Raw genomic sequence first — 15012 nt, forward strand, 5'->3', positions numbered from 1 at the left:
TCTGATTTGCTTTTTGTATTATTGAAAAAATATTTTTTAAATGATAAATCCTTTTGATGACGTTTATTTTATGAAAAAAGCTTTAGATGAAGCAGCTATTGCTTTTGATAAAGGTGAAGTTCCTGTTGGAGCAATCATTGTTTTTAAGAAACAAATTATTGCTAGAGCACACAACTTAACAGAAACTTTAAATGATGTAACTGCACACGCAGAAATGCAAGCATTTACTGCAGCAGCAGATTATTTAGGAGGAAAATATTTAAAAGATTGTACGTTATATGTTACATTAGAACCTTGCCAAATGTGTGCTGGCGCAAGTTATTGGACACAACTAGGCAAAATCGTTTACGGAGCTTCTGAATTAGAACGCGGATTTTTAAAATTAAAAACCACCATTCATCCAAAAACAAAAGTTGTTGGTGGAATTTTAGAAAACGAATGTTCGCAAATATTAAAACGCTTTTTTATTGAAAAACGGAATTTAAACTAATAAAAAAGATACCTACAAGGTCTTTTTTTTTGACCTTGTAGGATAAAATGAAATGCTATTAGTTTCCAGTAATTTTTACATTATCTACTTGTACCGTTGTAGAAACTGCACCATCGCCACCAAAATATTGAAAAGCAATATGTACATTTCCTGACAAACAAGACAAACTAATATCGCCAGATTTGGTAAAGAAATTTGAGTAATCACTGCTTGGGCCTTCAGATAAATCAGCATTAATTTGAGTCCAAGTTGCTGTTTTTACATCTCCAGAAAAATCAGAGGAAACAAAAACTTTTAAGGCTCTACCATTGTCATAACCATTATTAGTTTCAAAAGTTAAGGTTTCGTTTGTGGTTGCATCTAAATTAATTGTTGGAGAAATCAACCAGATTTCTAACGGATTTTCTGCGGTGTTGTAAGCAGACATTTCCATTACTCTATTTCCATTTTTTGTTTTAGATTTAAAAACATTTTTACCACCATTTGCATTGATGTTTGACCAACCTGCATTGAGTAAATGCGAATTTGTTTTAATGTTTTCAAAGTCTTCAATAATTAAAATAATAGTTCCGGCACTTGTGTTTGCGTCACAATTTAAAAAATCAGGATCGCACCTTGTAGCATTTGTAAAATCAATTGTTGAAGGAGAATTTACAATGGCAACTACAAATTCTGATTTAAAATCTTTGGATAAGATGAAATCAATTTTTCCTTGCCCTTCAGGAATTAAAGTCGATTTAAAACTAGAAAAAGTACTGGTTTGCAATCTTAATTCGTGCTCTGATCCGCATTCAAATAAGTATCTAAACCCATCGTATTCATCATATTTTTCTCCAGCAAAAGTTTTTCCATTTTCAGAAATATCAAACTGCGCATTTTCTAACTGAACAAAGGTATTTATGGTTGCATCTGTTATTGTTTCTATCGTAATTTTTTGAGGAACAATTGTAGCAATTGTAGAGGTTCTAAAAAGATGATTCTTAATTGCCGTTGCAGGAATTTTACCAGCTCTATCGCCTTCTAAAAAACCTAACGAATATTTTCCGGGCGCTAAATTAATTGGGTTTACTTCGCTTTGTCCGTCATCATACGAAACCGATAAACCATCTAATTTGATATAAATTTTTTGCCCGATGGTAAACAAATCACTCAATGCAGATTTGTTGATTAAAATTTCAATTCCTGCAGTTGGATTTTCAGGTTTGTCTTGCACAATGAGTTTGTTGTAAAAATTACCAGTTGCATCTGATGAAATTACGTAACCTTCAATATACGTTGGGCTCTTTTCATTTATTGGAAATGTAAATACCAATTTTTCGTTAGAAAAAAACTCTTGTTGCAAAGCCGTTTTTACTTTTCCTAAATCTGAGTTTGCAGTAATAGTTGGATCAGTGATGGTAATATCTGGCACTTCAAAATCGTTATCTTGCAAGCAAGAAATACTAATAAAAAGTAACAGAAATAAGGTTTTTGGATATAATTTATATGTTTTCATAATCAATGTTTTTTAAGTTTTTAAAATCTAAAGTTGACATTCAAAAAGTAAGTTGCTCCTCTTCCAAACCAATATTTTGGGCCAAAAATTGGTTTTTCTAAGGCTTTGTCATCTCGTAATTCTCTGTAGTTTGCATTTCTACCTTGTTCAAATCCGCCGGTTTTATATTTGGTGTTTTGTAAGTTGCTAATACTTGCAAAAATGCTCACATAATAATCGTTAATTTTCCAAGATTTTCCTCCAACTAAGTTGATGACATTATAATTGTCAAATTTTTCTTGTTGCAATAATTGTTTTGCCAAATATTCATCGAAATCGTTAAAAGGAATTCCGCCATTATCCGTAAAATTGCTGGTTCTAGTTAACGGAGCAACATCAACATAAGCGTTTGAAAAGAAGTTCATTGTTGCTCCAATCCACCAATAATCTGGATCTCTATATTCAAACCCAACCGAATAAGCGTGTTGAGGTCCAGCAGCTAATTTGTAGTTTTTTAAGTTGGATGCTCTTGATGCAAATTGAAATCCATCAATTTCAGATTTTAAGGTTAAAGTTGGATTGTTATCATAGGTATATTGACCAATATTTGCAGCTCCTTTTAATTTGATTGATGCTGTAACTTGCGCTTCAAAACCTACTTCTACACCAATATGTTTTTTATCGATTTCGGTTAAAATTTCTTGCACAAAAGCGGTATAATCAGAACCGCTTCCTCCAACTCCGTCTGCATAATAAAAGGAAACTTCTGTTGCGCCTTTAATTTTTGCGTAATAACCTGTTGCTTTTGCTTGTAAATTTGGACTTCTAAAAATGTAACTAGCATCGGCAGAAAAGATTTTTTCGCTAGTTAAATTTTTAACGACATCATTATTTATTCTTGCGTTTGAAAAGGCGTTTCGTAATGTTGGTGCTTTTGTCAAATAACCAGCATTTGCGTCTACTAAATGACGACCAGTAAATTTATAGGTTGCTCCACTTTTAAATCCATAATTTGTAAAAATTGCTGCTTTAGATTTTCCTAAAGAAGCATTGTTTGTTGCGAATTTTCCGTTTTGATACAAGCCTTCTCTTTGATGAACTGTATTTGAAATACTTGCCGATGTATAAAAATCAATTTTATTGTATTTAAACTGCGCTTGTGCAAATCCGTTTAAAATATTTGAGGTTAAATTATAGTTGTATTTAAACTTGTCACCAACTGTAACTTCTCGGTTAGGATTTTGTAAATCGTTTTGTTTTAAAGTGTTTGTATTTGCAAAAGAATCTACATCTAAAAATTTTGTTCCTCCAAATAAATCGGTTACTTGTGCAAAATTATCTGATCTAAGTTTTCTGTATTGAACAGAAGCATTTAAAGTGATGTTTTCATTTATTTCTGTTTCAAAAATTGAATTTATAGAAAACTGTTTGTCGTTATTTCTGTCATCATATAAAACATAGGCAGCATATCCATTGTTTATCGGGTTTGAATTTTTTTGATAGAAATTTGTCCAATCTAATTGACCATTTTTGATGAACGTTTTTTCCATTTCATACACATTGTTATAGCCTTTTTTTAAACCATAACTTGGTAGTTTTTGATAATACGTTGGATCTGGATTTGCACCACCCAAACTTACAATTGTTGGAATGCCATTTATGGTTCCATCAATTTTACTTCCGTTATAATCTATTCTACTATTTGCAACTTCTCCAAATTGATACGCAACATTTGTGTTTAACGTTGTAGATTGATTTATCGTCCAATAATGATTCAACATTACAATGGGTTCTACAATTCTTTTTTGACGAGCATTTCGCATTCGTCCGTTTTGCATTCCCCAATACGAATTGTATTGAATGCCTTTTAAATCGTAAACTTCTTGTGTATTTGCAGACGATTTTCCTCTTTTATTTGGTGTATAAATAGCAGTAAAATTGACACTATGAGAAGAGTTAATCTTTTTCTCAACTGAAGCAAAAAAGGAATTTGCATCATAAAAAGTGCCTTCGTTAAAACCTTCTGTACCTGCTCTTCTACTTGCAGAAATTGTATATGCCCAATTATTTTTCGTTAAACCAGAAGAATATGTTGCCATAATTCTGTGCTCGTAACTTCTGTTTGCAGATGCATATGAAACTCTTCCTCCAGGTTTTGCTTCAGAAGCTCTAACATTGATGTTTGTAGCTCCTAAAACACCTCCAAAAGTATAGTTAGACGGAGCTAAACCTGAACTAAATTCTTGATTCCGAGTTACATCATTCAATCCGCCCCAATTACTCCATTGTGGTCTTCCAGAATATATTTTATTCATTTCAATTCCGTTTATCAACAACAAAGCATTGTCAGAATCCAACCCTTTAATTCTAAAAAAAGAAGCACTAAATTCAAATGCAGCAGATCTTAAATAAATATCTTTTGAAGATTGTAATAAACCAGAAATATTATCGGCAGTACTATTATCATCATTCAATTCATCATCTGTAATGGTAATTGTACTTAAATCTTCATTTACAGAAATGTCTTCATAAAAGAAAATAGTTCCTAAATCGATTGGCTTTCCTTCTAATTGAATTGGAAAATTTTGGGTTTCATAACCTTTAAATTTTAGCGTTACAATAAATTTCCCGTTGGTGAGATTTTCTAAAATAAAGGTTCCGTTTGTTTTTGTTTTTACTGTGGATGATTGTAAGATAATAGAAACGCCCTCGATGGGTTTTTCAGAATTGCTATCAACCACAGTTCCTTTTACAACGTTCTGAGCAGCAATTTTCGGGTAGAAAATAACCGTCAAGAACATCGTTAAGATGAACTTTTTCATAGCTTTCAATTTTTACCTAAAGATATAAAAATAATTAACAACTGTCAAATCAGGCTTTTAGAGAGCTTTTGAAATTGTTTATATTTGTAATAAAAACTTGCAAAATGAAAAAACTACTTCTCTTGGGAAGCTTTTTGTGTATTTCTGCACTCATAAAAGCGCAATCCAAAACAAATCAATACTCCATTAGAACGATTGCTTTTTATAATGTCGAAAATTTATTTGATACAATTAACAATCCAACAAAAAACGATGAGGCAAGTCCGATGATGGAATTAAAAGTCAATAAATCCACCGTATATTGGGATAAAATAGAAAAAATTGGAAGTGTAATTTCTCAGATTGGATTTGAGAAAACCAAAACAGGTCCGGCGATAATTGGAATTTCAGAAGTTGAAAACCGAGCGGTTTTAGAAGATTTGGTAAAATCAAAGTCTCTAAAAAAAATGAATTATGACATTATTCATTACGAATCGCCAGACAAAAGAGGAATTGACGTAGCATTATTGTATCAAAAAAGATATTTTAAACCAATTCATCACGAATCTTTTACTCCAACTATTTTTAGAGATAACTTTAAGGTGTATACAAGAGATCAATTATTGGTTTCTGGTTATTTAGATGATGAATTGATTCATATACTTGTAAATCACTGGCCATCTAGAAGTGGTGGCGAAGCTGCAACGAGAATGTTACGAGAAAAAGCGGCATATCAAAATGTAAAAATCATTGAAAAAATTAGAGAAACAGAACCCAACGCTAAAATTTTTAGTATTGGAGATTTTAATGATAACCCAACGAATTCTAGTTTTAAGAAGGTGTTAAAAACAAAAGGTAAAAAGGAAAATGTAAACGCTGGCGATTTATACAATCCGTTTGAAGAAATGCATAAACGCGGTTTTAACACGGTTGGTTATCGAGATAATATTAGTTTGTTTGATCAGATATATTTTACTTCATCAGTTCTAGACAAAGGCGAAAAAGATTTTTCATCATATAAAATGTATAAAGCCATGATTTTTAATAAACGTTTTTTAACCACTAAAAAAGGACGTTATAAAGGATATCCGTTTAGAAGTTTTTCTGATGGCGGTTATACTGGCGGATATAGTGATCATTATCCGGTGTATATTTATTTGATTAAAGAGAAGAATTGATGAAGGTATTTTACAATTTTTTTATAACGCTGGTAACAATTCCCCAAATAATAAAATCATTTTCTTCTGTAATTTTAATAACTGGATAATCAGGATTTTCTGGTTGCAACCAAACCTCATCATTTTTTACTCGTAATCGTTTTACGGTAAATTCACCATCTAAAAAACAAACCGCAATTTTATTATTGGCAGGTTCTATACTTCTGTCAATTACCAACAAATCATTATCGTTTAAACCAGCACCAATCATAGATTGTCCTTTAACTTTAGCAAAAAAAGTAGCTTCTTTATTGGCAATTAATTCTTCGTCTAAAGAAATACGCGTTTCTCTAAAATCATCCGCAGGCGAAGGAAAACCAGCAGAAATTCCTGTATCAATAAAAATTGCTCCTTTGCTATCGGAAATTTTAGGAGTAAAAAAAGTTAGGTTTTTTGATTTTTTTGCGCTCATGTTTTTATGTAACAATTAATATGTCGTTAATATTTGTGGTGTATTTTGGTGATAATCGTTCTTGACGCATTTTCCAAGTGCGTTTTAAATCTTGGTTTCCTAATTTAATTTTATCAGCTTTAAACTTAGTGTTTATAAAATCAATAGCAGACATTAAATGTTTGTGTTTTGGATTTTCGTGTACAAATAAGTTCAATTGATGATTGTCTGTTGGCACTAAACCAGTAACAATTACGCCAGCTCGTTTGTATTTAATTCCTTTTTTGAACATCGCTTTTGCTGCATTTACTGCGGCGTTACTAATAACTAGAGTAGAATCTGTAGGATACGGAAAAACAACAGTTCTGCTTGTTCTGTGTTGTTCACTATCTTTTTTATGACGATCGCTACTTAGTAATACAATAATCATGTGGCAACTAGATTTTTGTTTGCGTAGTTTTTCTGCACAACTTACAGCAAAAGTTGATACACGTTCTTTAATGTTATCAATGTCAGAAAAAGTGTATTCAAAACTTCTTGTGGTTGCTATCATTTTTTTTGATGAAACTTCTTCTAAAGGAATTTTAGAAATTCCTTGTAATTCTTTTAGCAATCGCCATTCAACAATAGAAAAGTTTTTCAACACCCAGTCTTCAGAAAGTTGCGTAAAATCAAACGCATTTTTACATCCTTTTTCGGCTAAACGTTTGTGTAAACGCCTTCCGATTCCCCAAACGTCTTTAAGCGGAATCCATTTTAACGCTTTGATGCGTTTTTCATCAGAATCAATTACATAAGTTCCGCCAGTTTCTTTTGGAAATTTACGTGCTATTTTATTGGCAACTTTGCTCAACGCTTTTGTAGGAGCAATACCAACAGAAGTCGGAATTCCTGTCCATTTTAAAATCCGATTTCTAATTTGCGTTCCGTAATCGGTAAAATTGTAATTTTCAAAACCTTTAAATTGTAAAAAAGCTTCATCAATAGAATAAACTTCTATATCTGGCGAAAACTGAGAAAGAATGTTCATTACTCTTGCGCTCATATCTCCATACAATGGATAATTTGACGACAAAACAGTAATGTTATTTGCTTTACAAAAATGTTCCCACTTAAAAATTGGCGCGCCAAATGGCAATTGTAATTTTTTAGCTTCATCGCTCATAGAAATTACGCAACCATCGTTATTGCTTAAAATAGCAACAGGTTGTTTTTGTAAACCAGGATTAAAAACCCGTTCGCAAGAAGCATAAAAATTATTACAATCTACTAAAGCATACATAAAGTAAAGGTATAAATTTTGCTTGCATTTTATTGATGAAGTTTTAAGAAACCTTCAACTATTTTTGATATAATAGCAATGCGCTCAAGTGGCACAATAATTAAAGGTAATTTTTAAAAATTTATGATTCCGCAAAAAATATTTTGTAACAAAACTCTTTTTTCAACTACTTATAAATGTAACTGAATTTATATTGCTTTTTAGGGTTTTTAAAGTTAGAATTTATAAGCACTATTTATATTGTGTACTTCAAAACAGAATCAACCAAAAATAAATTCGTATTGATACTGTTGCTTTTTGCAGTAATATACTTTCTTATTATTGTTAAAAAAAATTGTCAATTTCAACCAAAAAGCATATTTTTAATAACTAATTTAAATTAATTGCTTTATGTCAGAATGGTTTTCAGAATTAACTTCTTTACAACAACTTTATTGGGGAGTTACATTAATATCAACTGTGTTTTTTATTTTTGTTTTAATTACAGCTTTTATTGGAGGTGATACTGATGATATAGGCGATGTAGACGCAGAAATTGATGCAGATACTGGAGCTGGTTTTCAGTTTTTTACATTAAAAAATTTAGTAGCTTTTTTTACTATTTTTGGTTGGAGCGGAATTGCAAGTATTAATGCAGGAAACAGTAAAACATTAACAATTTTAATTTCTTTAGGGTGCGGCTTAGTGATGATGGTAATAATGGCTGCTCTTTTTTATTACATCAGCAAATTGGTTTCTAGCGGAACTTTAAAAATGGAGAACGCATTGCATGCTATAGGAGAAGTATATTTAACAGTTGGCGCAAAAAGATCATCTATAGGAAAAGTGCAGATTAAAGTACAAGGAGCATTAAGAGAATTAGACGCTTTAACAGATAATGAGAAAGACTTAACCCAAGGAAATGTAATAAAAGTAGTAGAAGTAACTAAGAACGGAATATTAATTATTGAACCTCAAAAATAATGATAGCTATGATAAAAATGATGATAATACAACAATTAGAATCCTCTGCAGGAGTAATCGGAATTGGAATTGCAATTCTATTTATATTTATACTAATTATTACTTTAATAAAGAGATATAAAAGATGTCCGTCTGATAGAATTCTTGTTGTTTATGGAAAAGTTAGTGGAGGGCAATCTGCAAAATGTATTCATGGAGGAGCCGCTTTTATTTTCCCTGTAATTCAAGATTATCAATTTTTAGATTTAACACCAATATCTATTGAGGTAAATCTAGTAAACGCACTTTCTAAACAAAATATTCGTGTAAATGTACCTTCTAGGTTTACAATTGGTATTTCTACAGAACCAGGCATTATGCAAAATGCTGCAGAACGTTTGTTAGGTTTAGGGCAAAATGAAATTCAAGATTTAGCACAAGAAATTATTTTTGGGCAATTACGTTTAGTAGTTGCATCGATGGATATTGAAGAAATTAATTCTGACAGAGATAAGTTTTTAACAAACATTTCTCAAAGTGTAGAATCAGAATTAAAGAAAGTTGGTTTAAAATTAATCAACGTAAATATTACAGATATTGTTGATGAATCTGGATATATTGAAGCATTAGGAAAGGAAGCAGCAGCACACGCAATTAACGCAGCAAGAAAATCGGTTGCAGAAAAAACTAGAGATGGTTCTATTGGTGAAGCAAATGCAGTACAAGATGAAAGAACGCAGGTTGCAGAACTTTATGCTAAGGCAAAAATTGGTGAAGCAAACGCAAATCAAAAAGAAAGGACTCAGGTTGCAGCAGCAAATGCACAAGCTAAAATTGGCGAAGCAAATGCAAATCAAAATGAACGCGTACAAACAGCAAGTGCAATTGCCTTAGCTAAAATTGGTGAAGCTGAAGCATTAAAGGAAGAAAGAATTAAAACATCCGAAGCAAATGCACGTGCTATTGATGGGGAAAATATTGCTAAAATATCTATAGCAGAATCTGATGCTTTAAGAAGAGAAAAAGAAGCCGAAGCAGAAAAAAGAGCAATTGCATCTGAAAAAGTACAAGCAGCAAAAGCTTTAGAAGAATCTTATGCAGCAGAACAAAGAGCTGAATCTGCAAGGGCAGAACGTGAGCGATCTTCTCAAATGGCAGATGTTATTGTTCCTGCAGAAATTGATAAGCGTAAAGTAGAAATTGATGCAGAAGCAGAAGCAGAAAATATTAGAAGAATAGCAAAAGGAGAAGCTGATGCAATTTTCTTAAAAGCAGAAGCAGAAGCAAATGGTTTGTTTGAGGTTTTAACAAAACAAGCAGCTGGTTTTGATCAAATTGTAAAAGCAGCAGGAAACAATTCTCAAAACGCAGCTCTTTTATTAATTGCTGATAAGTTGCCAGAATTGGTAAAACTACAAGCAGAAGCGATTAAAAATATTAAAATTGATAAAGTTACTGTTTGGGAAAATGGCGGAGGAAAAGATGGAAAATCATCTACGTCTAACTTTATTTCTGGAATGTATAAATCGGTTCCACCATTACAAGAAATGTTTAATATGGCAGGAATGCAATTGCCAGATTATTTAAAAGGAAAAGAAATAACTGAAGTAGATACAGAAAATCCATCTAATAAAACTGATGAGACTACTTCTGAAGACCCAAAATAAGGATTAATTAAATTCCGCTTTTATAGCGGAATTTTTTTTGAAAATAATTTAAAAGAAATCAATGCGAGAAGATTACATCATTTTAGCCGTTTTCGAGTATTCTACAGAAGCACAACTATTAAAATCTAAATTAGATTCTGAAGGTATTAGAACAATGTTGATGGATGAAAAAACAATTGACTCAGATCCTTTGTTAAGTCAGGCAATTGGAGGTGTAAAATTGTTGATTCACAAAACTAATTTGCAATGATTGTGAAACTGTTTTTAATGCAAATTCAGATTAAAATCTTGATTATTAGAAAATAAAATTAAGATAATCAACAAAAACAGAAAAGTGTGTTTTTTAGAGTATACTCTCAGCTATTTTTTTACTTTTGCCGATGAAAAATCATAGGCATGAACATTAAAAAACACATTATAGTAGCAGTAGTTTTGTTGTTAACAAGTTATACATTTGCTCAAGAAAAAACAGTTCAATTAGATACGGTAGTAATTTCTTCTAGCAGAATAGATCTACCTTTTAAACAAAACTCTAGAACAATTTTAGTAATTACCGCAAAACAAATAAAGGAAAGCGCTGTTACAAATATTGCAGACTTATTGCAACAAGTTGCAGGTGTTGATGTAAGAAGAAGAGGTGTAAGCGGAATGCAATCTGACTTGTATATTCGTGGCGGTAGTTTTGATCAAACATTGTTATTAATTGACGGAATTAAAGTTGAAGACCCACAAACAGGACATCATACAATGAACATGGCATTGCCACTTGATGTGATTGAGCGAGTAGAAATTATTAAAGGAGCAGCTGCTCGTATTTTTGGTCAAAATGCATTTACTGGAGCTATTAATATTGTTACCAAAAAAGACGCAAGCAATGTAAATTCAGTTGGAGTTCAAGCAGGTTCTTTTGGTCAGAAAAATGCAGCAATTACCGTTGGTAAAAACCTTGATAATAGTTCGATTATTGTTCACGCATCTTTAAATTCTTCTGATGGTTATCGACATAATACAGATTTTAAAAATCAGAATTATTTTATAAAAAACACATTCAATAAAAACAATACACCAATTGATTTTATTGGATATTTTACCGAAAGAAATTTTGGTGCAAACGGATTTTACGCTTCGCCATCAGCAATTAATCAATACGAAGAAACACAATCTAGTTTGGTAGGTTTATCAACAACAATTAAAAACAATAAACTTACTTTAAAACCACGTTTTTATTGGAAACGGAATCAAGATATGTATTTGTATACTCGAAGCAATCCGGCAGGATATAGAAACTTACATATTTCTAATAAAATTGGCGCTGAGTTAAACGCATCGTACAATTCTTCAGCTGGTATTACAGGTTTTGGAATCGATGTTGCAAAAGTGTTTTTAACAAGTAATAATTTAGGTTCTAGAGATCGATTTATGGCAAATTTATTTTTAGAACATCGCTTTAAATTATTTAATGATAAAATGGATATTACGCCAGGCGTTGCCATTAATTATTTTTCAGATTTTAAGTTTCATGCTTTTCCAGGAGTTGATGTTGGTTATACTATTAGCGATAATTTTAAAGTGTATGCAAATGCTGGTTATACATACAGAATTCCGACGTACACAGATTTATTTTATAGCGATCCAACCACTTTAGGAAACGCGAATTTAAATCCAGAAGAAGCAATTTCTGAAGAATTAGGAATTAAATATACATCGTCAAAATTTGATTTTTCTACAGCCGTTTTTAACAGAGATTCTAATAATTTAATAGATTATGTAAAGGCAAATGCAAACGATAAATGGCAAGCAACAAACATTCAAGATTTAAACTCATTTGGAGTTGAATTTAACGGATCGTTTCGTTACAAAGTGAAAGATTTTACTCAAAACCTTTCTTTTGGTTATACGTATTTAGATGAAAACTTAGAAGCTGTAAGTGCAGCTTTTTCTAGATATTCTATCAACTCTTTAAAACATCATTTTACAACCACATTTAGATCTCAATTCTTTAAAAATGTAAGTCAAAGTGTTGTTTATAAATTCTCTGAGAGATCTACCGGAGAAAGTTATGGAATTGTAGATCTTATGCTTACTTTAAACCTAAATCGTTTTGATGTATCGCTTATTGGAAACAATATTTTTGATACTGTTTACACCGAAACTAATTTAGTGCCAATGCCAAAAGCAAACTTTTTAATTGATATAAATTATAAGTTTTAATAATCATTATTAGATAGATAATTTTTCTATTTTCAGAAATCAATATACGTATTACTACTTATTTTTAACAGTGTAATTAGTTATACCTTTACGCCAAATATTTGTTCCCCGATTATGAAATATTGTCCTAGCTGTAAATCACATTCTAGACATAGAATTCCGCGTTATAGTATATATAAGTATGTGCCTAATACAAAGAGTTATGAGTGTGCTAAATGTGGGCAGTATTATATATGGCTTTCATTTTTTAATATACCTTTAAAAATAAAAGCAAAAAAAAACTCTTGAGAAATCAAGAGTTTTTTTAATTTATATAAAAAGGTTTTATTTAAAAAGCCATCTATATACATCGTTTCCGTTTGCAAATAATAGCAACATTATTAATAATATAAATCCTACAATTTGTGCATATTCTAAAAATTTATCTCCAGGTTTTTTACCAGTTATCATTTCCCAAAGTGTAAACACAACGTGGCCACCATCTAAAGCCGGAATTGGTAATAAATTCATAAAACCTAACATAATTGATAAGAATGCTGTAATGTTCCAAAATGTTTGCCAGCTAAATTCTGACGGGAAAATACTTCCAATAGAAATAAATCCACCTAAACCTTTATAAGCTCCGGTATTTGGATTAAATATTTTCTTTAATTGTTTAACATAACCTGTTAATGTACTCCAAGACTTATTTAATCCGGCAGGAATTGCTTCTGCAAAAGTATATTGAATATTTTCTAAATCGTAATATCCTAATTTAGAAATATCTGAAACAGATAAATTTGCAAGTTGTACACCTAGAGCTCCTTCTGTAGTTGTTTTTACAGAAATATCTTTTGTTTCGTTTCCTCTTTTTACGGATATCGTAATTTCTTGATTTTTATAATTTTTAAGGATAGCTTCAGCTTCATCAAAATATGTAATTGGTGTACCGTTTATACCAACAACAATATCTTTTACTTTTAATTCTCCGTTTATATTTGGCGATTCTGCAGAAACTTTTCCAATCATAAAAGGATACCTTGGTAATAAAAAAGAACCTTCGTTTTTGCCTCTTTCTATTAATTTAGAAATAAAATCAATTGGAATTTCTTTTTCTAAAATATCACCATTTCTTTCGATAGTATAATTATTTCCGTTGATAAATTCTATTGGTAAATTGGCAAATTTTCTAATTTCATTTCCGTCAATAGTCAACACTTTATCACCAGTTTTTAAACCCAAAGAAGTTGCTAAAGAATCTTGTACCCAAACGCCTCCTTTTACATTTTTATTTGGTAAATAGTTTTCACCATAAGAGTACATTAACATAATGTAAATAAAAATACCAAGTACAAAATTTACGATTACTCCACCCAACATAATTATTAAACGTTGCCAAGCTGGTTTAGACCTAAATTCCCACGGTTGAGGCGGTAAAGCCATTTGTTCGGTGTCCATACTTTCATCAATCATTCCAGATATTTTTACATATCCACCAAGCGGAATCCAACCAATTCCGTAAACAGTATCGCCAACTTTCTTTTTAAGAATCGAAAATTTATAATCAAAAAACAAGTAGAATTTTTCTACTCTGGTTTTAAATAATTTTGCTGGTATAAAGTGCCCTAATTCATGTAAAACAATCAACAATGATAAACTTAATATGAATTGAGATGCTTTAATTAATATTTCCATGTAGTATTTTTTCTTTTTTTAATCGGACAAATGTACGTTTTTAATAAGAGTTGTAAAATAGCAAAAGAGTTCAATTGTTCTTTTTTAACAAAGATTTATTTCAAATTCTTATGTTTTACTTTATTTTAATAGGAATAAGGCGTAATTTTGTTACTTCAAAACAAGTCTAAAATGAGTTTTTTTTCAGTTAAAAAATCGCTTTCATTTCTAATTATTTTTGGAGTTTTCTCTTTAATTGCATTAACGGTTTTTTACAATTTATTAACTGTAGATAAAAGATTACCAGTTTATAGTCCTTCGGATGTAAATCCAAAATTGGTAGATGCTTCTGTAAAACACATTCAAAATAATCATACAATTTCAGATTTTAGCTTGACAAATCAAAACGGAGAAACCATTACCAACGCTACGTATAAAGACAAAATTTATATTGCCGATTTCTTTTTTACACGTTGCCAAACAATCTGTATTGCAATGGCGTATAATATGAGCGAATTACAAGAATATTATAAAAATGATGCCGATATTATGTTCTTGTCTCATTCTGTAACTCCGGTAATAGATAGCGTTTCTGTTTTAAAAGCTTATGCAATAAACAAAGGTGTTATTGATGGAAAATGGAATGTAACAACAGGTGCTAAAAAACACATTTACGAATTGGCAAGAAAAAGTTATTTTGCTGTGTTGGATGAAGGAAATGGAGATGAAAATGATTTTATACACACAGAACAGTTTGTTTTGGTTGATAAAGAAAGAAGAATCCGTGGATATTATGACGGAACAGAGAAAGAAGACATGCAAAAAATTATAGAAGATATTGCTTTATTAAAAGAAGAGTATAAACGTAAATAATAACTATTTTT

Annotated in this window: 12 protein-coding genes; 7 read left to right on the plus strand and 5 right to left on the minus strand. The window is 30.9% G+C overall.

The window, feature by feature from the left end; genetic code table 11:
- Positions 1-40 precede the first annotated feature (40 nt).
- Positions 41-490, plus strand: a complete 450-nt coding sequence (locus tag ABDX67_RS02265) for a nucleoside deaminase (protein ID WP_347173243.1) — start codon at positions 41-43, stop codon at positions 488-490.
- 58 nt (positions 491-548) lie between these two features.
- Here the strand turns inward: ABDX67_RS02265 and ABDX67_RS02270 are convergent, their stop codons facing one another.
- Positions 549-1985, minus strand: a complete 1437-nt coding sequence (locus tag ABDX67_RS02270) for a DUF5689 domain-containing protein (protein ID WP_347173245.1) — start codon at positions 1983-1985, stop codon at positions 549-551.
- 20 nt (positions 1986-2005) lie between these two features.
- Positions 2006-4786 (minus strand): carboxypeptidase-like regulatory domain-containing protein, encoded by a 2781-nt coding sequence (locus ABDX67_RS02275; RefSeq protein ID WP_347173246.1) that lies wholly within the window; start codon positions 4784-4786, stop codon positions 2006-2008.
- A gap of 104 nt (positions 4787-4890) precedes the next feature.
- Between ABDX67_RS02275 and ABDX67_RS02280 the strand changes: the two genes are divergently transcribed.
- Positions 4891-5943, plus strand: a complete 1053-nt coding sequence (locus ABDX67_RS02280) for an endonuclease/exonuclease/phosphatase family protein (protein ID WP_347173247.1) — start codon at positions 4891-4893, stop codon at positions 5941-5943.
- A gap of 10 nt (positions 5944-5953) precedes the next feature.
- Here ABDX67_RS02280 and ABDX67_RS02285 read toward each other — a convergent pair whose 3' ends face one another.
- Together ABDX67_RS02285 and ABDX67_RS02290 are read right to left on the minus strand one after the other, a co-directional pair.
- On the minus strand, positions 5954-6394 hold the full coding sequence (locus ABDX67_RS02285) for a LexA family protein (protein ID WP_347173249.1): 441 nt from the start codon (positions 6392-6394) through the stop codon (positions 5954-5956).
- 4 nt (positions 6395-6398) lie between these two features.
- Positions 6399-7655, minus strand: coding sequence for a Y-family DNA polymerase (locus tag ABDX67_RS02290; protein ID WP_347173250.1), 1257 nt, complete (start codon positions 7653-7655; stop codon positions 6399-6401).
- Between the two features lie 390 nt (positions 7656-8045).
- Here ABDX67_RS02290 and ABDX67_RS02295 point away from each other — a divergent pair, with 390 nt between their 5' ends.
- The 4 genes from ABDX67_RS02295 to ABDX67_RS02310 all read left to right on the plus strand — a co-directional run bounded on the left by ABDX67_RS02295 (position 8046) and on the right by ABDX67_RS02310 (position 12475).
- Positions 8046-8618 (plus strand): hypothetical protein, encoded by a 573-nt coding sequence (locus ABDX67_RS02295; protein ID WP_347173252.1) that lies wholly within the window; start codon positions 8046-8048, stop codon positions 8616-8618.
- Positions 8619-8635: 17 nt separating this feature from the next.
- Positions 8636-10264, plus strand: coding sequence for a flotillin family protein (locus ABDX67_RS02300; RefSeq protein WP_347173253.1), 1629 nt, complete (start codon positions 8636-8638; stop codon positions 10262-10264).
- Positions 10265-10325: 61 nt separating this feature from the next.
- A complete protein-coding gene (locus tag ABDX67_RS02305) occupies positions 10326-10514 on the plus strand; it encodes a hypothetical protein (protein ID WP_347173255.1) in 189 nt (62 codons plus the stop codon).
- Between the two features lie 146 nt (positions 10515-10660).
- The gene (locus tag ABDX67_RS02310) at positions 10661-12475 is read left to right on the plus strand and encodes a TonB-dependent receptor plug domain-containing protein (RefSeq protein ID WP_347173256.1); all 1815 of its coding nucleotides are present in this window, start codon (positions 10661-10663) and stop codon (positions 12473-12475) included.
- Between the two features lie 324 nt (positions 12476-12799).
- Here the strand turns inward: ABDX67_RS02310 and rseP are convergent, their stop codons facing one another.
- A complete protein-coding gene (gene rseP / locus ABDX67_RS02315) occupies positions 12800-14149 on the minus strand; it encodes an RIP metalloprotease RseP (protein ID WP_347173258.1) in 1350 nt (449 codons plus the stop codon).
- Between the two features lie 171 nt (positions 14150-14320).
- Here rseP and ABDX67_RS02320 point away from each other — a divergent pair, with 171 nt between their 5' ends.
- Positions 14321-15001 (plus strand): SCO family protein, encoded by a 681-nt coding sequence (locus ABDX67_RS02320; protein WP_347173259.1) that lies wholly within the window; start codon positions 14321-14323, stop codon positions 14999-15001.
- Positions 15002-15012: the final 11 nt, after the last annotated feature.

It is taken from the genome of Polaribacter uvawellassae (assembly GCF_039748955.1).
Taxonomy (GTDB): domain Bacteria; phylum Bacteroidota; class Bacteroidia; order Flavobacteriales; family Flavobacteriaceae; genus Polaribacter; species Polaribacter uvawellassae.